The organism is Azospirillum brasilense, from assembly GCF_005222205.1.
Lineage (GTDB): Bacteria > Pseudomonadota > Alphaproteobacteria > Azospirillales > Azospirillaceae > Azospirillum > Azospirillum brasilense_G.
On sequence record NZ_CP032348.1, the window covers coordinates 553,980 to 578,089 of the forward strand.

Consider the following 24,110-nt stretch of genomic DNA (forward strand, 5'->3'; position numbering starts at 1 on the left):
CCGATGGACCGGGGAAACGCCAGGGAATTGATCGACAGGACAACCGACAAGGACTCACCGACGGTCGGCCCGCGCGGCCGGGCGCGCCGGCAGGCCCTGCTCGACGCGGCGGCGGCGCTGTTCGTGGAGAAGGGCTTCGAGAAGACCACGCTGACCGACATCATCGGCCGGGCCGGCGGTTCCCGCGCCACCCTCTATGAGCATTTCGGCGACAAGGAGGGGCTGTTCCGCGCGATGATGGAGGAGAACAGCGCCCGCATCCAGGACGGGCTCGCCGCCATCCAGGCCGACGAGCGGGCCGCGCCGGAAGAGGGGCTGACCCGCTTCGCCCTGCACCTCGTCGCGGCGCTGTTCGACGATCGCACCATGGCCATCGTCCGCGTGCTGGTCTCGGAGGGCGGACGGATTCCCGACATCGCCGAAGCCTTCTTCCGCATCGGGCCGGAAACCGCCCAGCGGCGGCTCGCCGACTATCTGGCCCGGCAGACCGCCGCCGGCGCCCTGACGGTCGCGGAGCCGGAGGCCGCCGCCCGCGGCTTCATCGGCATGATCACCGGCAACATCCTGCTGCGCCGCCTGATCCTGCCGGAACAATCCTTCTCCAGGGAAGAGGTGGAGCATTACGTCGGACGGGCCGTCGCCCTCTTCCTGACGGGCGCCCGCCCGACAGCGGGGCACTGAGGCTTCACCAGGGCGAAGGAAAGCGTTAGGACCGAAGGACAGGCACCGCAACATACTTCGGTATGTTAGGGTTCACACGATCGTTGCATTCATTCCAACGGCCCGTGGGCCGGGACGGTCGATCGTGTCCATGGTCCGCTGGCTTCTGCTGCTCGTTTTCACCCTGGCCCCGCTGATCGGGTACGAGGTCTATTCCCACGCCCGGCTGCGGGCGGAACGGGAGGCCGAGATCGGACAGGAGGCGCTGCGCCTGCTCGACCTGATCCAGACCGAGCAGCAGCGGATCATCGGCGACGTCGAGCACATCCTCGTCACGCTGGCGGAGGCGGACATCGCCGGCCCAACCTGCCAGGAGACCATGGAACGGCTGAGGCTGCGCCTGCCGAGCTACCTGACGCTGGGCTTTGCGAACCGGTCCGGCGCCGTCCTGTGCGCCACCGACCGGCAAAGTCTGGGGACCGGCGTCGGCGACCGCTCCGAGGTTCGGCAAGCCATGTCCACCGGCCTGTTCTCGGTGGGGGAGTATGTCGTCGCGGAGGGGTTGCGCCGCCACGTCCTGCCTTTCGCCCTGCCCTACACACGCAGCGGCCCGGCAGCGGGTGACTCCGCCCCGGCGATCGTCACCGCCCAGCTCGACCTCGACTGGCTGCGGCAGTATCAGGCCCGCAAGCCTCTCCCGCCGAACGCGACGATCCTGCTGGCCGACCGCGCCGGCACCATCATTGTGCGCGTACCGGAAATGCCGGAGCTGATCGGCCAGACGCTCCCCGAACGGTTCGGCCCGCTTCTGAATGGCCGCGAGACGGCAACCGCACTGACCAAGGGAATGGACGGGGTGCTGCGCATCGCCGCCTATTCGCCGCCCAGCGCGAACGGCAGCGGAATCGCCATCGCCGTCGGCATCGACCGCGCCGCCGTGCTGCGCGCCGTCGACCTTGCCGCACTGCGCTCCTGGATTCCCTTCTCCGCCATCCTCCTGCTGTCCCTGATCGCGACCGCCTGGGCGATCGGGCGCCTGACCCGGCTTCGGGAAACCGAACGGTCCCTGCTCAAGGCCGTGCTGGAGCATCTCCCTTCCGGCGTCGTGGTGGCCGAGGCGCCGTCCGGCCGCGTCCTCCTGCACAACAGCGCGGCGGAACGGTTGATCGGCCAGCCATTGGACGGGATCGCCCGCATCGAGGAATACCCCCGCCCCTTCACGCGCATCCCGGACGGCCCGCCTGACAAGTCGCCGGATGGTTCGCCGGAACTTCCGCTGGTCCGCGCCCTGCGCGACGGCACGGTGGTGAAACAGGAGGAACTCCGCCGCGACACCCCCACCGGTCCCGTCACCTGTCTGGCCGATGCCGAGCCGGTGCGCGACCCCGACGGCTGCATCACCCTGGCCGTCGTCACCCTGACCGACATTTCCGAGCGCAAGGCCAGCGAGGAGGCCCTGCGGCGGAGCGAAACCCGCTTTCGCGAACTGGTCGAGAACACCCCGGTGATGATGTGGGTCAACCGCCCCGACGGCGCGCGGGAATTCTACAACGCCGCATGGCGGGCCTACACCGGGCGTGGGATGGAACAGGACGAACGCTGGTCGCATATCCACCCCGCCGATCATCCCATGATGCGCAGCGTCCGCGAGCGCGCCATCGCCGCGGGGGAGTCCTACGGCTTCGACCTGCGGATGCGGCGTCATGACGGGGCCTACCGCTGGCACGTCTGCCAGATCAACCCGATGCGGCAGAACGGTCAGGTCATCGCCTGGGTCGGCACCGCGGTGGACGTGCACGACAGCCGGATGGCCCGCGAGGCGGCGGAGCAGGCCGACCGCTCCAAGAGCCGATTCCTTGCCGCCGCCAGCCATGATCTGCGCCAGCCCATGCAGTCCATGTTCTTCTTCGCCGAGGCGCTGCACAGCCACGTCCATTCCCCGCGCGGGCGCGACGCCCTGGCGATGCTGGAGCGCGGGATGGAGACGCTGAAGGGCCTGCTCGACAGCCTGCTCGACGTCTCGCAGCTCGACGCCGGGGTGATCGAGCCGCGGATCGAGGACATTCCCGTCAAGCCGCTGCTCGACGACATCGGATCCGCCTATGCCCCGGTCGCCGCCGCCAAGGGGCTGGACCTCCAGGTGGTCAACCACCACGACCTGACCGTGCGCAGTGACCGCAACCTGCTGGGGCGCATGGTCCGCAATCTGGTGGAAAACGCCATCCGCTACACCGAGCGCGGGGTGATCCGCCTGGAATGCCACCCTCTGGACGGCCACGCCGGCATCCAGGTGCGCGACACCGGGATCGGCATCTCCAGCGAGCAGATGTCCTGGATCTTCGAAGAGTTCTATCAGGTCGGCAACCCCGAGCGGGACCGCAACCAGGGGCTCGGCCTCGGCCTCGCCATCGTGCAGAAGCTGTCGGCCCTGCTCGGCCACCCGGTGGAGGTGCGCTCCGAACTCGGCAAGGGGTCGGTGTTCCGCATCTCCGTGCCGCTCGGCGACGCCACGGAGAGCCCAGCCCCGGCTCTCCCGGTCCGCGAGCCGGAGCGCGGGCGGCTGGCCGTCCTGATCGACGACGACGCCATCGTCCTGATGGGGCTGCGCTCGATCTTCCAGGACTGGGGCTACGACACCATCATCGCCTCATCCACCGAGGAGGCGCTGGAGCGGCTGCGCACGGCGGGGCGGCGACCCGACGTGATGGTCGCCGACTACCGCCTGCGGGAGCACAAGGTGGGCACCGAGGCCATCCTGAAGATCCGCGAACTGGCCGGGGCGCCGGTCCCCGCCGTCCTGCTGACCGGCGATTCCGGCCCCGACGTGATGCAGGAGGCCGAACGGCACGGGATCGGCCTGATGTTCAAGCCGGTCACCGCCCGCCTGCTCCAGGAAGCCCTGACCCGCCAGACCGGCACCGCCGCGTGAGGACTCGACCCGATTGACCGTCTGGGCGCGGCAACCGAAGAGGGTGCTGCGTGTTGGATGACAACAGATTTTACACGGATTTCGCAGATTTAGGCACGGATTACACAGATACTTTAATATTGGCTTGCTCAGGAATCACTGCTCGAGGAGCCAATACTGAGCAAGCATTAAAGAAAATCCGTGTCATCCGTGTCTAAATCCGTGAAATCCGTGAAGACCCTGTTGCCCCCGAGAATCCCGAACGTCAGCGAGACGCGCTACTGCCCCCGCACCGTCTGGAGCCCCCGCCGCACCTGCTCCGAATCGTAGGGCTTGCGCAGGACCACGACGTCGCGGAACTCCTCCGGGAAGATCGCGGACTCGCCGTAGCCGGTGGCGAACAGGAAGGGGATGTTCAGCTCGCGCAGCCGCTCCGCCACCGGGAAGGAGGTCTCGGTCCCCAGATTGACGTCGAGAAGCGCCATGTCCGGCGGGTCGTCGGCGATGGCGACCAGCGCCTGACGGACGCTCGCCACCGTCTCCACCCGCTCGGCGCCCAGCTTCAGCAGCATGTCCTCCGCGCTCATGGCGATGATCATGTTGTCTTCCAGCAGCAGCACCGTCCCGCCCAGCGGGATGTCCGCCGCCGCGCAGGGTGTCACCGCCGATTCGACCACCGTCGCCGGGCGCTCCGGCGCCAGGCTGACATGGATCGCCGGAATGGTGAAGCGCGCCCGCAGCCCGGCCAGGGCGTAGGTCACCGTCGCCTCGCCCTTCAGCTCGTGCGGGATGGAGCGCTCGATGATGGTGGTGCCGAAGCCCTGGCGCGTCGGCGCCTGCACGGGCGGGCCGCCGCTTTCCTCCCAGCAGAGTTCCAGCGCGTCCCGGTCGTCCAGGCTCCAATGGATCTTCACCCGGCCGCCGCTGTCGGCGAAGGCGCCGTATTTGGCGGAGTTGGTCACCAGCTCGTGCATGATCAGCGCCATCACCGACAGGGCCGGCGGCGACAGCAGCACCTCCGGCCCCGACAGGACCACCCGCTCGGCCCGGCTGCCCAGATAGGCGTCGACCTCCGCCGCGATCAGGGGGCGCAGGGGGGAAGGCTTCCAGTTCTCCGCCGTCAGCTGGTCGTGCGCCCGCGCCAGCGCCTGGATGCGCCCGCCGACGATCTCCGCGAACTCCTCGACGCGGGTGACCCCGGCCCGGCTCTGGGCCAGCAGGGCGCGGACGAGGCTGAGGATGTTGCGGACCCGGTGGTTCAGCTCGGCGATCAGCAGCTCCTGGCGCTCGCGGGCCGTCCGGCGCTCCTCCTCCGCCTGGTCGGCCAGCCGCAGCACCACCTCCATCAGCGTGATCCGCAGGGAGTCGGCGATGCGCAGGTCGGCCTCCGTCCAGGGTTCGGACTGGCCGAGGACCGTTTCCTTCCAGGCCTCGAAGCTCTTGCGCGGGGTCAGGCGCTGCCCGTTGGGGCCGGGCTCCACGGGCTTGTCCGGGTTGCCGGCCCAGGTGACGGTGCGGACCGACTCCCGGCGGAAGAAGATGATGTAGTCGCGCGGCTTGCGCGACACCGGGATGGCCAGCATGCCGGCGGCGCGCTCGGCGAAATCCAGCGCCGGTGGGTGGACCTGCCCGATCTCGCCGATGGCGAAGACGCGGCTGGCGTGCGCGCGGTTGAGCATGCGCACCAGCCCGAGCAGTTCCTCCGGCGTCGGGGTGCTGCCGTCCACAAGGGTCTGCCCGCCCAGCACGATGGCGAAGCCGTCGCTGCGGATGTAATGGCCGACCTCGCCGCGCAGCCGCTCCAGATTTTCCATGGAGGAGGCCCCGTCGGCCATCACCGCCATGATGCGGGTGTGGAGCAGGCGCGCCTTGGCCTCGTAGGCCTCCTCCCGGTCGCGCTCGACGCTCTCCAGAAGGAAGGAGAACATCTGGCCGTACAGCTCCGCCGCCGTGCGCCGCTCCAGCGACAGCCGCCGCGGCACCATGTTGTGGCAGGCGAACAGGCCCCACAGCTTGCCGCGGCGCAGGATCGACACCGACAGCGAGGCCGCCACGCCCATGTTGCGCAGATACTCGCAATGGATGGGCGACACGCTGCGCAGGACGCTCATCGACAGGTCGAGCGGTTCGCCCTCCGGTCCGAAGGGCGGCAGGATGGCCGCGGACGGGGCGTCCACGTCGTTGATGCAGCGCAGCCAGTTCCGCTCGTACAGCGCGCGGGCCTGCTTCGGGATGTCCGACGCCGGGTAGCGTAGCCCCAGATAGGAGGGCATGCCGCGCACCGCGGATTCCGCGATCACCTCGCCCGCGCCGTCGCGGTCGAAGCGGTAGATCATCACCCGGTCGAAGCCGGTCAGCGACCGCAGCTGCCGCGCCGCTTCCCGGCAGCAGGAGTCGAAGTCGGGGGTGCGCTGAAGCCGTCCGATCATCGCGCGGACCATGGAACCGACGTCCAGCTCGCTGTCCGGCTCGCTCGGCTCCGCCTCGATGATGATCGACTGTCCGGACAGATGGACCGCGATGTCCAGCGGCAGCGCGCCGGCCGTCAGCGTCACCCGGAAGGCGCGCTCCACCGACCCGTTGATGAGGGAGAGCTGGAGCCGCCCGCGGATGGCGTGCAGCGCCTCCTCCTCCATCACCTCGCTCAGGGGAAGCCCCAGCAGAGCGTCGGGCTCCACCCCCAGCCACGCCCCGATGTTGGACGAGGCGTGCTTGACGATCCAGTCGGTCGACAGCGCGATCAGGAATCCGCTCGGTTGGATGGACCCGACGAGATGGATCGGCTCCCGGTCGCAGTTGCTCAAGTCTACGCCACCGATCATTGCCGCACCGCTCCCGTCATTCGGCCACCACCGTCATTGTTCCGGCGCTCCCCAAATCTGTTCCGTGCATCCGGACAGTCCGATGATTTGCCGATCCCTTGGCTTATTCCACGCCAACACACCGAAGCGGTCTTAAAGCACGTCGTGTCCCTAAAATAATCCAGAATCGAAAGGGGACCAATGCCGTCCCTCTCGGCGAAAAGCCTTACGCCCCCCGCCGTTCCGCCGGCCGTTCCACCCGCCGGTCCACCCGCCGGTCCTCTGCGGCATTTTGGCCGAAGGGCAGCCCCGCCCCGCGAAACGGGCTTGCCTTTCGATCTGATATACTAGTATTTTATTTTGCGAAGGACAGACGCGCAGCCCGGCCGGCCCAAGCCCGCCCGTGCCGCGAGCGCATCCCCCAGGACCGCACCGACCGCCGCGCGCCGCACCGTCACGCCGGCTTTGGCGCGGCGGTCTTGCCGATGAACGCCCGCGCGCCGCGCCCGCCGTCCCCGCCCTCTTTTGCGGAGCCCGTTTCGATATGACCGCCACCACCCCGATCCGCCGCTTCCGGCAGACGAAGATCGTCGCCACGCTGGGTCCGTCCTCCTCCTCCCCGGAAATGATCCGCTCGCTGTTCGAGGCGGGTGTCGACGTCTTCCGCCTGAACTTCAGCCACGGTTCGCACGACGACCACGGCGCCCGCGTGCGCGCCATCCGCGCCCTGGAGCGCGAGCTGGAGCGGCCCATCGCCATCATGGCCGACCTCCAGGGGCCGAAGCTGCGGCTCGGCCGCTTCGCCGACGGTTCGGTGGAACTGACGGTGGGCCAGCCCTTCCGCCTCGACCTCTCCACCGAGCCGGGCGACGCGACCCGCGTCGGCATGCCCCATCCGGAAATCTTCGCCGCCCTGCGCCCCGGCACCGACCTGCTGCTCGACGACGGCAAGGTGCGGCTGCGCATCGTCGCCTGCAGCCCGGACCACGCCGACACCCTCGTCGTGGCCGGCACGAAGCTGTCCGACCGCAAGGGCGTGAACGTCCCCGACGTGCTGCTGCCGCTGTCGCCGCTGACCGCGAAGGACCGCGCCGACCTCGTCTTCGCGCTCGATCAGGAGGTCGACTGGGTGGCGCTGTCCTTCGTGCAGCGGCCCGAGGATGTGGCGGAGGCGCGCAAGCTGATCGCCGGGCGCGCCGCCCTGATGTCCAAGCTGGAGAAGCCGTTGGCCATCCAGCACCTGGAGCGCATCGTCGAGCTGTCGGACGGCGTCATGGTCGCCCGCGGCGACCTCGGCGTGGAAATGCCGCCGGAGGACGTGCCGAGCATCCAGAAGCGCATCATCCGCGAGGCGCGCAAGGCCGGCAAGCCGGTGATCGTCGCCACGCAGATGCTGGAGTCGATGATCGGGGCCCCGGCCCCGACCCGCGCCGAGGCGTCGGACGTCGCCACCGCCGTCTTCGACGGCGCCGACGCGGTGATGCTGTCGGCGGAGACCGCGTCGGGCGCCTACCCGGTGGAGGCGGTGTCGATGATGGACCGCATCGCCCGCCGGGTGGAGCACGACGACCTCTACCGCACGATGATGGACGCCCAGCACGCCGACCCGCAGGAGACGGCCGCCGACGCCATCACCGCGGCGGCGCGGCAGGTCGCCCACACCATCCACGCGGCGGCCATCGTCACCTACACCACCAGCGGCTCGACCACTCTGCGCGCCGCCCGCGAGCGGCCGGAGGTGCCGATCCTCTGCCTGACCGCGACCGTCGCCGCCTCGCGCCGTCTGGTGCTGGCCTACGGCGTGCACAGCGTGCTGACCGAGGACATCCAGAACTTCTCCGACATGGTGCACAAGGCGACCCGCATCGCCTACGCCCACGGTCTGGCGGAGGATGGGCAGCGGCTGGTCATCACCGCGGGCGTGCCCTTCGGCATGCCGGGCTCGACCAACATCCTGCGCATCGCCTGGGTGGAGCGCCCCGTCCTTCCGGCGGGTGGCTACACGCAGTACGCGCAGGAGTCCCGGTCAGATCAATTGACCCCGGTCATGGCCGACGCCGGGGCGTGACCTAGGATGGCACACAGCGCCGGTGCCGCATGAAGCGGACACCGGCGCCTATTCACGAGGTGCCTCATGCTCAGCCCGATTACCCCCCACCCCGCGCACGCCGCCGGGACGGGCGCATCGGTCCGCGGCTGGGTCCATTCGGTGGAGACGGGCGGCACGGTCGATGGGCCGGGTTTGCGCTACGTCCTGTTCCTGGCCGGATGCCCGCTGCGCTGCCAGTACTGCCACAACCCCGACACCCGCCACATGCACGACGGGTCGCCGGCCCAGTCCTCGGACGTGCTGGCCGACATCGCCACCTACGCCGATTTCCTGCACCGCGCCCATGGCGGCCTGACCATCAGCGGCGGCGAGCCGCTGGTCCAGCCGGAATTCTGCGCGGCCATCTACCGCGGCGCCAAGCAGCTCGGCCTGCACACCGCGCTGGACACCTCGGGTTTCCTCGGCAGCCATGCCGACGACCATCTGCTCGCCGACGTCGATCTGGTGCTGCTGGATATCAAGGCGTTCAAGGAATCCACCTACCGCGCGGTGACCGGCGTGCCGCTGCGCCCGACCCTGGAATTCGCCGAGCGGCTGTCCGCGCTGCGCAAGCCGATCTGGCTGCGCTACGTGCTGGTGCCCGGCCTGACCGACCATCTGGACGAGATCGAGGGGCTGGCGGAATTCGCCGCCGGCCTGGAGGTGGTGGAGCGGGTGGACGTCCTGCCCTTCCACAAGATGGGCGAGTTCAAGTGGAAGCAGCTCGGCCTGCCCTACGCGCTGGCCAACACCGAGCCTCCCCCGCCGGAGCTGACCGAGCGGGTGCGCGGCATCTTCCGGACGCAGGGCCTCAAGGCCGTGTGAGACGCCGTCCGAGACGAGGAGCACCTTTATGGACACGCATTCCCTTCCGGAGGCTCCCGCACACGCCTCCCCCGCCGCCTCCCCCGCAACCCCGCCCGCGTCCTCCCTCGACGCGCTGATGCCCGACGCCATCGCGCTCGCGGCGGAGAATCTGGGCGTCAAGAAGGCCAACTACGACGGTGCGACGCTGTTCGCCCTGGCGGTGCTGGCCGGCGCCTTCATCGCGCTGGGCGGGCTGTTCGCCACCGTCGCCATGTCGGGGGCGGAGGGCATGCTGCCCTACGGGGTGACCCGGCTGCTCGGCGGTCTGGTCTTCTCGCTCGGGCTGATCCTGGTCATCGTCGGTGGCGCGCAGCTCTTCACCGGCGACGCGCTGATGGTCATGGCCTGGGCCAGCGGACGGGTGAGGACCGGGCGGATGCTCCGGGTCTGGACCATGGTGTGGCTCGGCAACTTCGTCGGCGCCGCCGGCACGGCGTTGCTGGTCTTCCTGTCCGGGCAATACGCCTTCGGCCACGGGGCGGTGGGCGCCTCGGCGCTCTACTTCGCCACGGCCAAGGCCGGGCTGCCCGCCGGACAGGCCTTTTTCCTGGGCATCCTGTGCAACGTGCTGGTCTGCCTCGCGGTGTGGCTGGCGCTCGGCGCGCGCAGCGTGACCGACAAGATCATGGCCATCGTCTTTCCGGTCAGCGCCTTCGTCGCCGCCGGTTTCGAGCACTGCGTCGCCAACATGTATTTCGTGCCGCTGGGCCTGCTGATCGAATGGGGCGCCCCCGCCTCCTTCTGGGCCGACCTGGGCCGCGCCGCGCCGGTGATCCCGGTCGGGCAGTTCCTGCTGAACCTCGCCGCGGTGACGCTGGGCAACTGGTTCGGCGGCGCGGTGCTGGTCGGCGCCGTCTATTGGTTCATCTACCGCCGCCCGAGCCGCCGCACGGCGCATTAGACGCCGGGCCTTGCCCCCTCCCTAACCCTCCCCCGCTTCGCAGGGGAGGGGACTGCCGCCGCTTCGCGACAAACTCCCTCCCCTGCGTCAGCGGGGGAGGGCCGGGGTGGGGGCAAGGTCAACCCATTCCTTCACCCCCCGGGGCACCCATGGCCCAGCCCATCCCCAGCCATCTCCAGGCGCGCAGCGGCATCGTCTCCATGCTGCTGGCGGTGTTCCTCTACGCGGTGCTGAACGCGCTGGCGAAGCATCTCGCGGCGGACTATCCGCTGGCCGAGGTGACCTTCTTCCGCAACGCCTTCGCCCTGCTGCCCGCCACCGCCATGCTGGCCCGCGCCGGCGGCTGGCGCGGCCTGCGGACGGAGCATCTCGGCGGCCATTTCTGGCGGGCGGCGATCGGCCTGACCTCGATGGTCCTGCTGTTCCTGTCCTACCACCTGATGCCGATGGCCGACGCGGTGGCGCTGTCCTTCTCCGCCCCGCTGTTCCTGACCGCGCTGTCCGTGCCGGTGCTGGGGGAGCGGGTCGGCCCCTACCGCTGGGGGGCGGTGGCGGTGGGCTTCGCCGGGGTGCTGGTCATCGTGCAGCCGGGAAGCGGCATGCTGAACACCGGCGCGCTGGTCGGGCTGTGCGCCGCCGTCGCCTACGCCTTCGCCATGATGGCGATGCGGCAGTTGGGGCGGACGGAGGCGCCGGTCACCACCGTCTTCTACTTCACCGCTTTCTCCACGCTGCTCAGCGCCGCCGCCCTGCCCTTCGTCTGGACGATGCCAACGGCGGAGGGCTTCGTGCTGATGGCGGCGATGGGGCTGGTCGGCGGCGGCGCGCAGTATTTCGCTACCCGCGCCTACGCGATGGCCCCGGCGGCGGTCATCAGTCCCTTCAACTACGCCGGCATCCTCTGGGCCTGCCTCTTCGGCTGGCTGTTCTGGGGCGACTGGCCGGGAACCCATGTGCTGGCCGGCGCCGCCATCGTCATCGCCAGCGGTCTGCTGATCCTGATCCGCGAGACGCGCCGCCGGACCGAAACCGAGACCTGCGACACTTCGCCCGGCGTGTCCCACAGTTTGCCCCTCAGCACCGGGCGCAAACACTAATATATTAGCTTTGATGATTTTCTGCGGGACGCCGGCCCACGCCCGCGCGACCCGCCTGTCTGACGAGGTGGCTCATGCCATCGGATTCCCTCACCGCCGCCCCTCCGCGGCAGCGCCGGCTTGCCACGGTGCGGCCCGCGCCGCGCTCCGCCTCCCCCATCTACCGCGACCTGCGCAACGACATCCTGGGAATGCGCCGACGACCCGGCGAGCCCATCGCCGAGGCCCGCATCGCCCAGGCCTACGGCGTCAGCCGCACCCCCGTGCACGAAGCGGTGCTGCGGCTGGCCGACGAGGGGCTGATCGACGTCTTTCCGCAGTCGGGCACCTATGTCTCGCTGATCCCGGTCGCCGCCCTGCCGGAGGCCGGGGTGATCCGCAAGGCGCTGGAGGAGGCCGCCGTGCGGATGGCCGCCGTCCGCGCCACCCCCGGCGACATCGCGCGGCTGCGCGCGGCGCTGGCGGCGCAGCGCGACCTCTGCGCCGCCGGCGACCGCGACGGCTTCCACGAAGCCGATGAAAGCTTCCACGCCCTGCTCGCCGACATCGCCGGATTCCCCGGTTTCTGGGCGCTGGTGGAACAGGTGAAGGTGCAGGTCGACCGCTGCCGGCGCCTGACCCTGCCCGTCCCCGGCCAGATGGCGAAAGCCATCGCCGAGCACGACGCCATCGTCGAGGCCGTCGCCGCCCACGACCGCGAGGCGAGCGTCCTGGCGCTCGGCGCCCATCTCGACGGATTGCGTCTGGCCATCGACGAACTGCGCACCGCAGCACCGCTGTATTTCACCGACGCGCCCACCGCCGCAGGGCGTCAGACCCCGCCCCGGCTCTAATCCCCACCCGGCTTGCGACATTTTGGCGTCGCGCGCTCCGCCCACCGTTTTCTGCTTGCCTCGAAAGCTGATATATTAATATAACTAGCTCAGCGGGACGCGGCGCGGACGTGAACAACCGGCGCCTCCGCTCCTCACACAACAAACGGAACGCCGCGCGGAAGAACACCGCGGGCGCTTCGGAACAAAGGACAAGAACCGCCCAGCTTCACCCCCGTCGGCACGCGCCGATGGCGCCGGGATTTTGCGCCCTCATCCCCTTCGGGATTATTTTTTGCCCCCGCCTTCGCAGCGCTGTTATTCGAAGCGCGCCGCCGAGCAGCCGGGGCTTCTTCCGAACGCAGGGACTTTTCGTTTGTCCATTTCCGGCGGGCCGACGCCCCGCCTCCGCTCCAACAGACACTTCTCCTAAGGCAGGAGTACGGTCCATGAAGAACACTTTCCGCCGCCTCGGCATGGCGCTGCTGGCCGCCTGCGCCGCGGGCGCGCTGCTCGCCGCCCCGGTCTCGGCCCGCGACTTCCGGTCGGCCGACATCCACCCCGGCGACTACCCGACCGTCGAGGCGGTCAAATACATGGGCAAGCTGCTGAGCGAGCGCAGCAACGGCAAGCTCGGCGTGAAGGTCTACCCGAACGGCGCGCTGGGCAACGAGCGCGACACGATCGAGCAGATCAAGATCGGCGGGCTCGACATGATGCGCATCAACGTCGCGCCGCTGAACAACGTCGTCCCGGAGACGATGGTCGTCGCCCTGCCCTTCATCTTCCGCGACACCGAGCACATGCACGCCGTGCTGGACGGCCCGATCGGCGACGAGATCCTCGCCGCCATGGAAAGCCAGGGGCTGATCGGTCTGGCCTTCTACGACAGCGGCTCGCGCTCGCTCTATTCCAAGAAGCCGGTGTCGTCGCTGGCCGACCTGAAGGGCATGAAGATCCGCGTCCAGCAGTCGGACCTGTTCGTGTCGATGATCGAGGCGCTGGGCGCCAACCCGACGCCGATGCCCATGGGCGAGGTCTACACCGGCCTGAAGACCGGCATCATCGACGCGGCGGAGAACAACTACCCCTCCTACGAATCCTCGCGCCACTTCGAGGCCGCCAAGTATTTCACCCGCACCGAGCACGCCATGGCGCCGGAGGTGCTGGTCTTCTCCAAGGTCACCTGGGACCGCCTGTCGAAGGACGATCAGGCCGCCATCCGCAAGGCCGCCAAGGACTCCGTCCCCTACATGCGCAAGCTGTGGACGGAGCGCGAGGAGGCCTCCCGCGCCATCGTCGAGAAGGCCGGCTCCCAGATCAGCGACGTGAAGAACAAGCAGGAATTCATCGACGCGATGAAGCCCGTGTTCGCCAAGTTCGCCAACACGCCGAAGCTGCAGGGCCTCGTCCAGCGCATCCAGGACACGAAGTAAGGCACACGCGGGGGGCGGCGCCGGCCATTCCCGGCCGGCGCCGCCCCTCCGCGGGAAGGACGGCATCATGAGCATCGAACTTGAATTGGAAGAGGTCCGCCCCCTCGCCGCCCCACGCTTGTTGACGCGGGTGAACGCGCGTCTGGCGTGGTCGGGGATGTGCGTGGCGATGGTCGGCCTGATGGCCATCGTCTGCGTGGTGTTCTATCAGGTCTTCGGCCGCTACGTGCTGAACGACTCGCCGACCTGGGCGGAGAGCCTGGCCATCGTGCTGGTTCTCTACGTCACCCTCATCGGCGCCGCCGTCGGGGTCCGCGACGCCGGACACATCGGCCTGGAATCCTTCCTCGTCATGCTCCCCGACGCCATCCGCCGCAAGGTCGAGATCGTCATCTACGCCCTCGTCGGCGTCTTCGGCGCCTGCATGGCCTACAACGGCTGGGTGCTCGGCACCTCCGTCGCCGCCTATTACATCCCCAACCTGCACGTCTCCGAAGCCGTCCGCTACATCCCGCTCGTGCTCTCCGGCGTCCTGATCGTGCTTTTCGCCATCGAACACGTCGTCGCCATCATCCGCGGCGAGGAGGTCGCACCATCATGGAACTGACCATCCTTTCCATCAGCTTCTTCGGCTTCCTCGTCCTGGGCATCCCGGTCGCCTTCGCCATCGGCCTGTCGGCGCTCTGCACCATCCTCTACGAGGGCCTCCCCGTCGCCGTCATCTTCCAGCAGATGATGTCCGGCATGAACGTCTTCTCCTTCCTCGCCATCCCCTTCTTCGTCTTCTCCGGCGAGCTGATGCTCCACGGCGGCGTCGCCGACAAGATCGTCGCCACCGCCAAGAACATGGTCGGCCACATCCGCGGCGGCCTCGGCATGTCCAACGTCGTCGCCTGCACGCTGTTCGGCGGCGTCGCCGGCTCCCCCGTCGCCGACGTCTCGGCCATGGGTGCGGTGATGATCCCGATGATGAAGCGCGAGGGCTACCACGCCGACTACGCCGTCAACGTCACCACCCACGCCGCCCTCGTCGGCGCGCTGATGCCGACCAGCCACAACATGATCATCTACGCGCTGGCCGCCGGCGGCAAAGCCTCCATCGGCGCGCTGATCGCCGCGGGCATCGTCCCGGCCCTGCTGCTGATGGTCTGCAACCTGGGGGCCGCCTACTACGTCGCGGTCAAGCGCGGCTACCCCGCCGGCACCTTCCCCGGCTGGGCCATCCTGGGCCGCTCCTTCGCCGCCTCGGCACCCGGCCTGCTCATCGTCGTGATCATCCTGGCCGGCATCACGTCCGGCGTATTCACCGCCACCGAGTCCGCCTCCATCGCGGTGATCTACGCGCTGCTGCTCACCACCTTCGTCTACCGCACGCTGACCTGGGACCACTTCCTGGCGGCCGCCGCCAAGACGGTGAAGACGACCGGCGTGGTGCTGCTGCTGATCGGCGTCTCCACGATGTTCCAGTACATCATGGGGCTCTATCAGGTGGCCGAGATCACCGGCGAGCTGATGGCGGGCATCTCGACCAACCCGCTGGTCATCTTCCTGCTGATCAACATCATCCTGTTCCTGCTCGGCACCTTCATGGACATGGCGAGCACGATCCTGATCTGCACGCCGATCTTCCTGCCGATTGCCATGCAGTACGGCATGGACCCGGTGCAGTTCGGCATCGTCATGCTGATCAACTGCGCGCTCGGCCTCAACACCCCGCCGGTCGGCACCACCCAGTTCATCGGCTGCGCCATCGGCGAGGTCTCGGTCGGCCAGGTCATGCGCTCCATCACCCCCTTCTACGGCGCCCTCTTCGTCACCCTCCTCCTCGTCACCTACGTCCCGACCTTCTCCCTCTGGCTCCCCCACATGCTCATGCGCTGACCCGGCGCCCCCGACCGCACACACAGGACATCGCGGGGCGCTCCGATCACCGGGCGCCCCGCTGCAATGGAGACGACTCATGATGACCGCCGAACTCTGGCCGCAACTCGTCGCTTTCGGGCAGGTGGTCGCCATCGACCTCGTGCTGGCCGGCGACAACGCCATCGTCGTCGGCATGGCCGCCGCCGCCGTCCCGGCGGAGCAGCGGCGCCGGGTCATCCTGTGGGGCATCAGCGCCGCCATCGTGCTTCGCATCATCTTCGCGCTGATGACCACGCAGCTTCTCGCCATCATCGGGCTGACCCTGGCCGGCGGCGTGCTGCTGCTCTGGGTCTGCTGGAAGATGTTCCGCGAACTGCGCTCCCAGGGCGCCGACGAGGTGACGCCGGAGGAGGCTCTGGAGGCCCCCGACGTGCTGCCCGCAACGGCCTCCTTCAGCAGCAACGCGGCGGTGGCCGCCGCTGGCACCGTCTCCGTCGGCGCTGCCGTCTGGCAGATCGTGGTGGCCGACGTGTCGATGTCGCTTGACAATGTGCTGGCGGTGGCCGGTGCTGCCAAGGAGCATCCGACCGTGCTTGTGCTCGGCCTGCTGCTCTCGGTGGCGTTGATGGGCGCCGCCGCGAACGTAATTGCACGTGTTCTGCACAAACATCGCTGGATTGGTTGGATCGGTCTTGCGATCATCACTTATGTTGCGCTCGACATGGTCTGGCGGGGCTCGAACGAGGTTCTGGCCCACACGGCCTGGCTCGGCTGACGGGAAGACAGGGATAAGGCCCGCTGCGGACGGCGTGCGGCGGCGCCAACGAGAAGCAAGACCGCCGTTGGGGAAGAGATGACATGTCCAAACCGTTAGGAATTGCCCAGGATAGGGTGGTGCGCCCAAGCCGGCTGGGGGGCGTTCAGGGGCGCCTGTTCACCGGTGTCGGCGCCGTGATGTGCTGCGCGCTCGTCGCCATCGGGGTGGCGCTGACCGGGTACGCCGGCTTCGGCCGGACGCTGCAGGTCATCACCGCCGAGGCCGTGCCGTCCGCGCTCGGCGCCCTGCGGGCGGCCCAGCACGCGGGCCGCATCGACGCGCTGGCCCCGGCCTTCCGCTCCGTCACCAGCAAGGAGGAGAAGGCGGATCTGGCGGCGCGCATCGCCATGGAGCGGCACGACTTCGAGCGCGAGCTGCGCGATCTGGCCGAGTTGGAGAAGAACAGCGCCAACGCCGCGTCCCACGCCGGCGGTCCGTCGGAAACCGCCGCCGCCAGCAACGCCGCCCAGGCCCTGCTCGCCAACGTCGCTCTGCTCGACCAGGCGGCGGACAAGCGGATCGGCCTGAGCGACCGCCGCTCGGAACTGCTGGAGCAGGTGGTCATCGCCACGCGGCGCCTGTCCCAGCTCGTGGCGCCCTGGAAATCGATCCACGGCAGCGGCGTGGACATGCAGCGCGCCGCCTTCCGGGACGACACCCGCCCGGCGGAGGAGCGGCTGAAGGCCGGCGAGGAGTATCTCCAGACCGAGGAGCAGCTCGCCATCGTCCGCGGCATCGACGACGGCGCCACCACCGTCCGCGGCCTGCTGACCGAAGCCGCCGCCAGCTTCGACGAGAACCGCCTGTCGATCATCGAGGCGCAGACGCGCATCCTCGTGACCACGATGACCGCCAACTCCGGACAGCTGCCCGAGGCCTCGCGCGAGGCGATGGCCGAGCCGCTGAAGGCGATCGAAACCCTGTCGATCGAGCCGAACGGGCTGATCCCCACCCGTCTGGCCGAGCTGGAGATCCTGAAGGCGCAGCGGGACCTGCTGACCAACAACCTCAGCCTGTCCGAAACGCTGTCCATGGCGGTGGTGAACCTCGTGCACACGCAGGAGGGGGCCATCACCACCGCCGCCGAAGACAGCGAGAAGGCCCTGTCCAACGGCACGATCCTGCAGATCGCGGTCGGCGTGGTCAGCCTGCTGCTGTCGGCGCTGGTCGTTCTGGTCTTCGTGCGCCGCATGGTGGTGCGCCGCCTGCTCACCCTCCAGGGCGGGATGGAGAAGATCGCCGCCGGCGACCTCGACGTGACGGTTCCCGCCGGCGGCCGCGACGAGATCTCCGCCATGGCCCGCACGGTGGAGGTCTTCCGCGAGAACGCCCTCGCCAAGCGCCGGCTGGAGGCCGAGCAGATCGAATCCGCCCGCCGCGCCGAGGAGGACCGCAAGCGCTCCTTGGAGGAGATCGCCAGCAGCTTCGAGGGGGCCGTCGGCAGCGTCGTCAGCCGCTTCGTGGCGGAATCCACCGAAATGGAGGAAAGCGCCCGCAGCATGTCGGCCACGGCGGAGGAGACCAACCGTCTCGCCACCAGCGTCGCCGCCGCGACCGAGCAGACCTCGGCCAACGTGGAGACGGTCGCCGCCGCGTCGGAGCAGCTCACCAGCTCCATCGAGGAGATCACCCGCCAGATCACCGAATCCACCAACATCGTCCGCGAGGCGATGACGCTGGCCGAGCGCGCCAACGGGCAGATCGGCGGACTGGCGGACTCCGTGCAGAGCATCGGGCGCGTCGTCGACCTCATCAACGACATCGCCAGCCAGACCAACCTGCTGGCGCTCAACGCCACCATCGAGGCCGCCCGCGCCGGTGAGGCCGGCAAGGGCTTCGCCGTCGTCGCCAACGAGGTGAAGGCGCTGGCCGCCCAGACCGCCCGCGCCACCGGCGAGATCGCCGCCCAGGCCGCCGGCATCCAGAGCGCGACCGGCGAGGCCGTGCAGGAGATCCAGGCGGTCGTCCAGGTGGTCACCCGCGTCGGCACCATCGGCGCCACCGTCGCCGCGGCGGTGGAGCAGCAGAGCGCGGCCACCAAGGAGATCGCCCGCAACGTCCATCAGGCGGCGCTGGGCACCACCGAGGTCACGCAGACCATCGCCGGCGTCAACGCCGCCGCCGACCGCAGCGGCACCGCCGCCCGCACGCTCCTCGACAAGGCCCACGACCTCGCCGACGGCGCCAACGCGCTCAACCGCGAGCTGTCCGGCTTCCTCCAGCGCGTCCGCGCGAGCTGACGGAAACGCCCTTCCCCGCGGCGGTGCGCGGGGAAGGGCGTCCTTCCTTTATTCAGAAATCACGATCTGGCGTTCGCGCCCGCTCTTGCCGATGATCTTCAGCACGCGGCGGCCGCGCTCGTCGCGGCTGGATTCGTCCAGCACGACCCGCCCGAGCGCGGCGAGCAGGTGCAGAAGCTCACTGTTCGAGGCCACGCCGAAGCCCTTGCGAAGCTCCGCCAGCAGGACCTCGGTCTCATCGCGCGTCGTCACGGGCCCTGCCCTCCGGCTTTTGATTGCGGCCCCCAGCCTGCCGCAGGACGGATGCCGCTGTCGAGTGCCCTGAAAGCGCAAGACAACGGCTTGACGGGCGGCTTGACGGGTGGCTTGACGGGCGGCTTGCCAGCGCGCCCTCCGGCCACTACGGTCACTGCCCGTATCGTCACCCCCGCGCCCGACGGCGCCGGCGGACCAGTCAGGAGAGGCAGCATGGCAAAGACAGGCAACGGGCGGAACGGCGCGGGCAAGCCGACCACCGGAACCTTCACGGGCACGCCGGCGGACCGCCTGGTCCGCTATTGGCGCAACAGCGACCGCCGCTTCGACGAGCTGCTCGACGAGACGCTGGACGCCGGCCGCCAGGCGGTGCTGGAAGCCGCGCTGGACAAGCTGCGCGAGGAGGAACAGCCGGAATTCCTCGACGAGGTGGAGACCATCGCCGAATCCGTCCGGCGCACCGATGCCCAGGGCGACGACATGATCGCCACCCTCTTCTGGCTGGCGGTGGAGGTGTCCGGCGACCTGTCGCAGCCGCCGGCCGCCGCGGCCATCGAGGAGGCGCTGGATTCCACCGGCCTGCTGGAAACCGCCGCCGACACCCGCCTGCTGCCGGTGTGGCTGGAGCCGGAGGCGCTGGTCTATCTGGAGGCCGCCGACCGCCGCACCCTGCTGCTGCGCCTGCTGGACTCGACGGACGCGGCGCTGCGCTTCGTCCGCGAGGCCGACCTGCTGGCCGATCCGGCGGACGCCGGCACCCGTCTGGTCGGCGTCGTCGGGCTGATCGAGGAGGAGGCGGAAGCCGTCGAGGCGGCCGGCGAGGACGCGGTTCCCGATTTCCTCGGGCTGGCCCGCATCGGCGAGGATGGCGAACCCGAACTCGACCCCGCCGAGGAAACCCGCATCCGCGAGGCGCTTGGCCGCTTCACGGCGGCCATCCAGGGCGCCGACCCGCGCGTCCAGCGCTGCGAGCCGGCCGGCGGGCTGAACGATCTGCTGGATCTGATCGCCGAGGCCGACTGGACGGACGGCGGCGAGTTGTCGGAACTCGCCTCCTTCATCGACGTGGCGAGCGACGAGACGGCGGACGCCGTGGTGGACGCGGTGGTGACCAGCACCGCGCACGGCCTGTTCGTCCGCGCCTTCAACGCCGACGGGCGGCTGCTGGACGAGCGGGCCTTCACGCTGCAGGGCGACGAGGCCGCCCAGGCCGTCGCCCTGCTCCAGCAGCGCTGCCGGAGCGTGACCAAGGAGTAAAAAGAGGCGCATCCCGGGCGTCTTGTGGCGGGACGCCCCTTCGCCACCCTGTTGTTCGGCGCGGAAATCGGGTACACCCCTATTGGCAACCCGGTTTCCTGTCCCCACCCCAGTCTTGGAGCTTCTTCGATGCGCGACCAGTCACTCTCCATCGCCGAGGCGGCGGCCTGGCTGAAGTGCTCGGAAGCCGAGGTGGAGGAACTTGTGCAGGCGGGCCGGCTGCGCGCCGACCGGATGGAGCCGGCGATCGACAGGATCTCGCTCAACACCGTCATCGTCCTGGCGGAAAGCCTGCCGGTCGAACGCCGCATCTTCGAGGTGCGCGAGGCCGCCGGGCGGATCGAATCCTCCGAATCCCGCGGCCACTACCCGTCCCGCCCCTCCGGCGGCATGGACCAGCGCCCGCCGGTGGTGGTGGAGCGCCGTCCCTCGCGGTCCTTCACCCCTCGCTGATCGGGTCAGCCAAGGCTCCGGCCTGAACCAGGCGCCGCCGGGCGTAGGCCCCGACGGCGCCCGAATTCTATTGGCTCACACCAGTTCGACGCGCAGCGCGGTCGGGCCGCCGTCGCCCGGCACGGCGACGAAACGCACGTCCTCGCCGTCGGCCACCACTTCCAGCCCGGACTGGCGCAGGATCGCGCGGTCGAAATAGACGCCGATGCCCGTCTCGTCGTCCCACGGATCGATCAGGCCGGACTGGCTGTCCAGATTGTACCAGCGCACGGTGCCGTAGATCATCTCACCGGTGGGCACCGGCATCAGGGCCGGTGCCGTCCGCTCGCGCCGCGGCTTGGGCTCGCGGACGGCGGCCGGGGCGGGGCGGGGCGCCTGGAGATCGCCGGCCTCGGCTTGGCGCTGGCGGCGCTGCTTCGGCGCGCGGGCCGGCTTGGCCTCCGCCGGATCGGCCGGGGTGATGGAATGGATGGCCACGACCTGCGGCCCCTTCGGGGTTTCGGCGATGTCGCAGACGAGGCCGGTGCCCTCGGTCAGCGACACCTCGCCCAGCGAGGCGAGAACCCGGGAATGCAGAAACGCCTCACCGCTTCCGTCGGCGAAGCGGACGAAGCCGAAGCCCTTGTCGGCCTTGTACCATTTGACGACCGCCGTAACCTGCTGCTTTTGCTCTTCGCTCACTCTGGACACTCGATGCATGGAGGACAACCGGTCCAACAGTGACCGGATTTATCGATCCGCGCAATGCGGCATCCGTTCGCCGCCCCCGCAATCGCGCTTCGGTTCCATCCTTTTCCCTCAGGATGAGGCGGGCGCCCGGCCGCCAGTCAAGCGGGCAACCACTAAAAAAGAGCGGAAAATTTTAAGTAAACGCCTGAAAACGCTCTTTAAATCCGCTTTAAAAGCCGCCCTGTACTCTCCCTTCCGAAGTCCATCGCGGAGAATCCCGTGGCTCGCTTCCGGCCCAACCGATTTAGGATGAGGATCTCCCGATGAGCCTGTTCAGCGCCATGCGGTCCGGTGTGAGCGGCATGTCCGCGCAAAGCTCGCGGATGGCCGCCATTTCGGACAACATCAGCAACTCCGCCACCATCGGCTACAAGCGCGCCGCGGTCGACTTCTCGACGCTGATGACCTCCTCCGGCTCGACGAGCAACTACTCCGCGGGCGGCGTCCGCTCCAACGTGCATTATCAGGTGTTGAAGGACGGGACCATCCAGGGCACCCAGTCCGCCACCGACATGGCCATCGAGGGGCGCGGCTTCTTCGTCGTCGCCGACAACGCCGGCACCACCGGAACCTCGCCCGGCTACGCGCTGACCCGCGCCGGCAGTTTCCTGCCCGATGACCAGGGCTTCCTGCGCAACAGCGCCGGCCAGTATCTCCAGGCCTGGAAGCTGGGACCGGACGGCAGCCTGCCCGCGGTGAACCGCAGCAGCTTCGACGGGCTGAGCGCCGTCTCCATCGCCGGACTGGCCTATGGCGGCAGCAAGACGACGCAGATGAGCTTCGCCGGCAACCTGCCGGCGCAGGCCACGAACGGCACCAGCTTCGAAACCTCGACCAGTCTTTATGACGGCGTCGGCACACCGCACGACGTCGCCCTGAAATGGACGAAGCAGACCAACCTGCCCGATTCGGTCAACCAGACCTGGACGGTGGACGTAACCCCCCGGCCAGCCCGCCGCCCGGCTATACGGTGACGCCGGCGACTCTGACGGTGACCTTCGACGGTCAGGGTCTGCCGACAGCGGCCATTCCGACCGTCACGATGACCTCACCCGCCGGCGACACGATCGCGCTTGATTTCAACAACCTGACGCAGCTCAACGGCGATTACGTGCCGCAGTTCATGGGCGACGGCGCCCGCGCCGGCCGCGTCAGCACCGTGGACATCGACAAGGCGGGCACGCTGTGGGCCGTCTACGACAACGGCGCCCGCCAGCCGCTCTATCAGGTGCCGGTCGCCGACGTGGTCAACCCCGGCGGGCTGGTCCCGCAGGACGGCAACACCTACACGCTGGGCATCGACAGCGGCACGATGACGCTGAGCAACGGCAACAGCGGCACCGCCGGCTCGGTCGCCGGCTACGCGCTGGAGCAGTCGAACGTGGACATCGCGGAGGAGCTGGTGTCGCTGATCGAGACGCAGCGCGCCTACTCCTCCAACGCCACGCTGGTGCGCACCGCCGACGAGATGGTGGACGAGACCACCCGCCTGAAGCGCTGACGGACGGGAAAGGGGATAGCCCGCCATGAGCCTCCAACTGGCCCTCAGCGCCGCCCTGTCCGGGCTGCGCGCGACCCAGCAGCAAGCAGCGCTGGTCTCGCACAACATCACCAACGCCACCACCGCGGGCTTCGTCCGCAAGGATCTGGCCGTCTCCACCGCGATCAGCGGCGGGCGCGGCCAGGGCGTGCGCGTCGACGGCGTGCTGCGCAGCGTGGACGAGTTCCTGATCCGCGACGCCCGGTTCGAGCAGAGCCGCTACACCGCGCAGGAAACCCGCGCCTCGGCGCTGGCTGACTACGCCACGGCGCTGGGCCAGCCGCAGGACGAACGGTCCGTCTCCACCGCCCTGGCAAAGCTCCAGCAATCCTTCAGCCAGCTCCGCAACCAGGCGGACAACGAGGCGGCGCGCACGGCCGTGGTGGATTCCGCGGAATCCCTGGTGCGCCGCCTGCACGACACTGCCGCCGCCGCCATCACCGTGCAGAACGACGCCAAGGCGCGGCTCCAGTCCTCCGTCGACGAGGTCAACCGCTCGCTCGTCCGCATCGGGGAGCTGAACAGCGCCATCGCCACCCAGAAGGCCAAGGGCGCCGAGACCGGCGACCTGATGGACGAGCGCGACCGGCTGCTCGATCAGGTGTCGGAGGAGATCGGCATCCGCACCCACACCCGCGAGAGCGGGGAGGTGGTGGTGATGACCCGCAATGGCCAGACGCTGCTCGACCGTGAGCTGCCGGTGGGCGCCCAGCCGCTTCAGCTCGTCGGCGGCGATCTGGTGGCCGGCGGCAAGATCATCTCCGACAACCCGGACCAGGACATCCAGAGCGGGCGCATCATGGGCTATGTCCAGACCGCCCACCAGGACATGCCGCGGGCGCTGGCCCAGCTCGACGAGCTGGCGGCGGGCATCGTGCAGCAGTTCCAGGCGGCGGAGGCCGACCCCACCCAGCCCGGCCTGTTCACCGACGCCGGCGCCGCCTACGGCACGACGGAAGGTCTGGCCTCGCGCATCGCCGTCAACGGCAGCGTGCGAAGCAACCCCTGGATGGTGCAGAGCGGCGTCCAGGCGGGCGCTCCGCTGGCGTCGGGCGACACCACGCAGATCGACCGCTTCCTGAACGCCTTCTCGGCCACCCGCAGCTTCGCCGCGGCGGACCTGCCTTCCTCGGCCACGCTGGGCGATTACGCCACCGGCATGGTCTCCACCCAGCAGGGCTACCGCACCACCGCCGAGTCCGAGATGAAGACCCGCAAGATCAGCGCCGACGCGCTGCAATCGGCGCGTCTCAACCGCGACGGCGTGAACGTCGACGACGAAATGCAGAAGCTGCTGCTGATCGAGCAGAGCTACGGCGCCAGCGCCCAGGTGCTCCAGGCCGCCGGGCGGATGCTCGACACGCTGCTCCAGATCCGGAACTGAC

General features: G+C 69.3%; 20 protein-coding genes. 17 read left to right on the forward strand and 3 right to left on the reverse strand.

Features of this window, described 5'->3' with window-relative positions; translation table 11 throughout:
• Window positions 1-3: 3 nt before the first annotated feature.
• Both D3869_RS28475 and D3869_RS28480 read left to right on the forward strand, forming a co-directional pair.
• Entirely contained in the window at window positions 4-681 is a 678-nt protein-coding gene (locus D3869_RS28475) for a TetR/AcrR family transcriptional regulator (protein ID WP_137143032.1), read from the forward strand.
• Between the two features lie 130 nt (window positions 682-811).
• Window positions 812-3,589: an ATP-binding protein gene (locus tag D3869_RS28480; protein WP_137143154.1), complete on the forward strand. Its 2,778-nt coding sequence runs from the start codon at window positions 812-814 to the stop codon at window positions 3,587-3,589.
• Between the two features lie 257 nt (window positions 3,590-3,846).
• Here D3869_RS28480 and D3869_RS28485 read toward each other — a convergent pair whose 3' ends face one another.
• Window positions 3,847-6,390 (reverse strand): HWE histidine kinase domain-containing protein, encoded by a 2,544-nt coding sequence (locus tag D3869_RS28485; protein WP_137143033.1) that lies wholly within the window; start codon window positions 6,388-6,390, stop codon window positions 3,847-3,849.
• 523 nt (window positions 6,391-6,913) lie between these two features.
• Between D3869_RS28485 and pyk the strand changes: the two genes are divergently transcribed.
• The 10 genes from pyk (at window position 6,914) to D3869_RS28535 (ending at window position 18,491) form a co-directional block, all read left to right on the forward strand.
• Window positions 6,914-8,437 carry a pyruvate kinase gene (pyk, locus tag D3869_RS28490; RefSeq protein ID WP_137143034.1) on the forward strand — a complete coding sequence of 508 codons (1,524 nt, stop codon included), beginning with the start codon at window positions 6,914-6,916 and terminating at the stop codon, window positions 8,435-8,437.
• A gap of 66 nt (window positions 8,438-8,503) precedes the next feature.
• Window positions 8,504-9,283 carry a pyruvate formate-lyase-activating protein gene (gene pflA / locus D3869_RS28495; RefSeq protein WP_137143035.1) on the forward strand — a complete coding sequence of 260 codons (780 nt, stop codon included), beginning with the start codon at window positions 8,504-8,506 and terminating at the stop codon, window positions 9,281-9,283.
• Between the two features lie 28 nt (window positions 9,284-9,311).
• The gene (locus D3869_RS28500; protein WP_137143036.1) at window positions 9,312-10,226 is read left to right on the forward strand and encodes a formate/nitrite transporter family protein; all 915 of its coding nucleotides are present in this window, start codon (window positions 9,312-9,314) and stop codon (window positions 10,224-10,226) included.
• A gap of 149 nt (window positions 10,227-10,375) precedes the next feature.
• A complete protein-coding gene (locus tag D3869_RS28505; RefSeq protein WP_137143037.1) occupies window positions 10,376-11,323 on the forward strand; it encodes a DMT family transporter in 948 nt (315 codons plus the stop codon).
• 74 nt (window positions 11,324-11,397) lie between these two features.
• Window positions 11,398-12,156, forward strand: a complete 759-nt coding sequence (locus tag D3869_RS28510; RefSeq protein WP_137143038.1) for a GntR family transcriptional regulator — start codon at window positions 11,398-11,400, stop codon at window positions 12,154-12,156.
• A 428-nt stretch (window positions 12,157-12,584) separates the two neighbouring features.
• Window positions 12,585-13,571: a TRAP transporter substrate-binding protein gene (locus D3869_RS28515; RefSeq protein WP_137143039.1), complete on the forward strand. Its 987-nt coding sequence runs from the start codon at window positions 12,585-12,587 to the stop codon at window positions 13,569-13,571.
• A 67-nt stretch (window positions 13,572-13,638) separates the two neighbouring features.
• Window positions 13,639-14,178, forward strand: a complete 540-nt coding sequence (locus tag D3869_RS28520; RefSeq protein ID WP_137143040.1) for a TRAP transporter small permease — start codon at window positions 13,639-13,641, stop codon at window positions 14,176-14,178.
• Window positions 14,169-15,452 carry a TRAP transporter large permease gene (locus D3869_RS28525; RefSeq protein WP_137143041.1) on the forward strand — a complete coding sequence of 428 codons (1,284 nt, stop codon included), beginning with the start codon at window positions 14,169-14,171 and terminating at the stop codon, window positions 15,450-15,452. Before D3869_RS28520 ends, D3869_RS28525 begins: the two co-directional genes overlap by 10 nt.
• A 79-nt stretch (window positions 15,453-15,531) precedes the next feature.
• Window positions 15,532-16,209: a TerC family protein gene (locus D3869_RS28530; protein ID WP_137143042.1), complete on the forward strand. Its 678-nt coding sequence runs from the start codon at window positions 15,532-15,534 to the stop codon at window positions 16,207-16,209.
• Window positions 16,210-16,292: 83 nt separating this feature from the next.
• Entirely contained in the window at window positions 16,293-18,491 is a 2,199-nt protein-coding gene (locus tag D3869_RS28535) for a methyl-accepting chemotaxis protein (protein ID WP_137143043.1), read from the forward strand.
• A 48-nt stretch (window positions 18,492-18,539) separates the two neighbouring features.
• Here D3869_RS28535 and D3869_RS28540 read toward each other — a convergent pair whose 3' ends face one another.
• Complete coding sequence (locus D3869_RS28540; RefSeq protein ID WP_137143044.1) at window positions 18,540-18,743, reverse strand: hypothetical protein; 204 nt, start codon at window positions 18,741-18,743, stop codon at window positions 18,540-18,542.
• A gap of 216 nt (window positions 18,744-18,959) precedes the next feature.
• On the opposite strand from D3869_RS28540, the gene D3869_RS28545 reads away from it, so the two are divergent.
• The gene (locus D3869_RS28545) at window positions 18,960-20,003 is read left to right on the forward strand and encodes a hypothetical protein (RefSeq protein ID WP_137143045.1); all 1,044 of its coding nucleotides are present in this window, start codon (window positions 18,960-18,962) and stop codon (window positions 20,001-20,003) included.
• A gap of 129 nt (window positions 20,004-20,132) precedes the next feature.
• Complete coding sequence (locus tag D3869_RS28550) at window positions 20,133-20,456, forward strand: hypothetical protein (protein ID WP_109072425.1); 324 nt, start codon at window positions 20,133-20,135, stop codon at window positions 20,454-20,456.
• A gap of 75 nt (window positions 20,457-20,531) precedes the next feature.
• Here the strand turns inward: D3869_RS28550 and D3869_RS28555 are convergent, their stop codons facing one another.
• Window positions 20,532-21,137 carry a cold-shock protein gene (locus D3869_RS28555; protein WP_137143046.1) on the reverse strand — a complete coding sequence of 202 codons (606 nt, stop codon included), beginning with the start codon at window positions 21,135-21,137 and terminating at the stop codon, window positions 20,532-20,534.
• 311 nt (window positions 21,138-21,448) lie between these two features.
• Here D3869_RS28555 and D3869_RS34565 point away from each other — a divergent pair, with 311 nt between their 5' ends.
• Genes D3869_RS34565 through flgK form a run of 3 tightly spaced genes read left to right on the forward strand, consistent with a single transcriptional unit; the run spans window position 21,449 to window position 24,109 of the window.
• Window positions 21,449-22,159: a flagellar hook-basal body complex protein gene (locus D3869_RS34565; RefSeq protein ID WP_282190192.1), complete on the forward strand. Its 711-nt coding sequence runs from the start codon at window positions 21,449-21,451 to the stop codon at window positions 22,157-22,159.
• Window positions 22,156-22,686, forward strand: a complete 531-nt coding sequence (locus tag D3869_RS34570; protein ID WP_282190193.1) for a flagellar hook-basal body complex protein — start codon at window positions 22,156-22,158, stop codon at window positions 22,684-22,686. The genes D3869_RS34565 and D3869_RS34570 overlap by 4 nt, the downstream gene beginning before the upstream one ends.
• Before the next feature lie 25 nt (window positions 22,687-22,711).
• Window positions 22,712-24,109 (forward strand): flagellar hook-associated protein FlgK, encoded by a 1,398-nt coding sequence (gene flgK / locus D3869_RS28565; protein WP_137143047.1) that lies wholly within the window; start codon window positions 22,712-22,714, stop codon window positions 24,107-24,109.
• The last annotated feature ends 1 nt before the right edge of the window (window position 24,110 follow it).

Coding starts and splice junctions, on each gene's coding strand:
- D3869_RS28505 (WP_137143037.1), top strand. CDS start 10,376: ATGGCCCAGCCCATCCCCAGCCATCTCCAGGCGCGCAGCGGCATCGTC.
- D3869_RS28530 (WP_137143042.1), top strand. CDS start 15,532: ATGATGACCGCCGAACTCTGGCCGCAACTCGTCGCTTTCGGGCAGGTG.
- D3869_RS28500 (WP_137143036.1), top strand. CDS start 9,312: ATGGACACGCATTCCCTTCCGGAGGCTCCCGCACACGCCTCCCCCGCC.
- flgK (WP_137143047.1), top strand. CDS start 22,712: ATGAGCCTCCAACTGGCCCTCAGCGCCGCCCTGTCCGGGCTGCGCGCG.
- D3869_RS28510 (WP_137143038.1), top strand. CDS start 11,398: ATGCCATCGGATTCCCTCACCGCCGCCCCTCCGCGGCAGCGCCGGCTT.
- D3869_RS34565 (WP_282190192.1), top strand. CDS start 21,449: ATGAGCCTGTTCAGCGCCATGCGGTCCGGTGTGAGCGGCATGTCCGCG.
- pflA (WP_137143035.1), top strand. CDS start 8,504: ATGCTCAGCCCGATTACCCCCCACCCCGCGCACGCCGCCGGGACGGGC.
- D3869_RS28525 (WP_137143041.1), top strand. CDS start 14,169: ATGGAACTGACCATCCTTTCCATCAGCTTCTTCGGCTTCCTCGTCCTG.
- D3869_RS28480 (WP_137143154.1), top strand. CDS start 812: ATGGTCCGCTGGCTTCTGCTGCTCGTTTTCACCCTGGCCCCGCTGATC.
- D3869_RS28515 (WP_137143039.1), top strand. CDS start 12,585: ATGAAGAACACTTTCCGCCGCCTCGGCATGGCGCTGCTGGCCGCCTGC.
- D3869_RS28475 (WP_137143032.1), top strand. CDS start 4: ATGGACCGGGGAAACGCCAGGGAATTGATCGACAGGACAACCGACAAG.
- pyk (WP_137143034.1), top strand. CDS start 6,914: ATGACCGCCACCACCCCGATCCGCCGCTTCCGGCAGACGAAGATCGTC.
- D3869_RS28535 (WP_137143043.1), top strand. CDS start 16,293: ATGTCCAAACCGTTAGGAATTGCCCAGGATAGGGTGGTGCGCCCAAGC.
- D3869_RS28545 (WP_137143045.1), top strand. CDS start 18,960: ATGGCAAAGACAGGCAACGGGCGGAACGGCGCGGGCAAGCCGACCACC.
- D3869_RS28520 (WP_137143040.1), top strand. CDS start 13,639: ATGAGCATCGAACTTGAATTGGAAGAGGTCCGCCCCCTCGCCGCCCCA.
- D3869_RS28485 (WP_137143033.1), bottom strand. CDS start 6,390: ATGATCGGTGGCGTAGACTTGAGCAACTGCGACCGGGAGCCGATCCAT.
- D3869_RS28550 (WP_109072425.1), top strand. CDS start 20,133: ATGCGCGACCAGTCACTCTCCATCGCCGAGGCGGCGGCCTGGCTGAAG.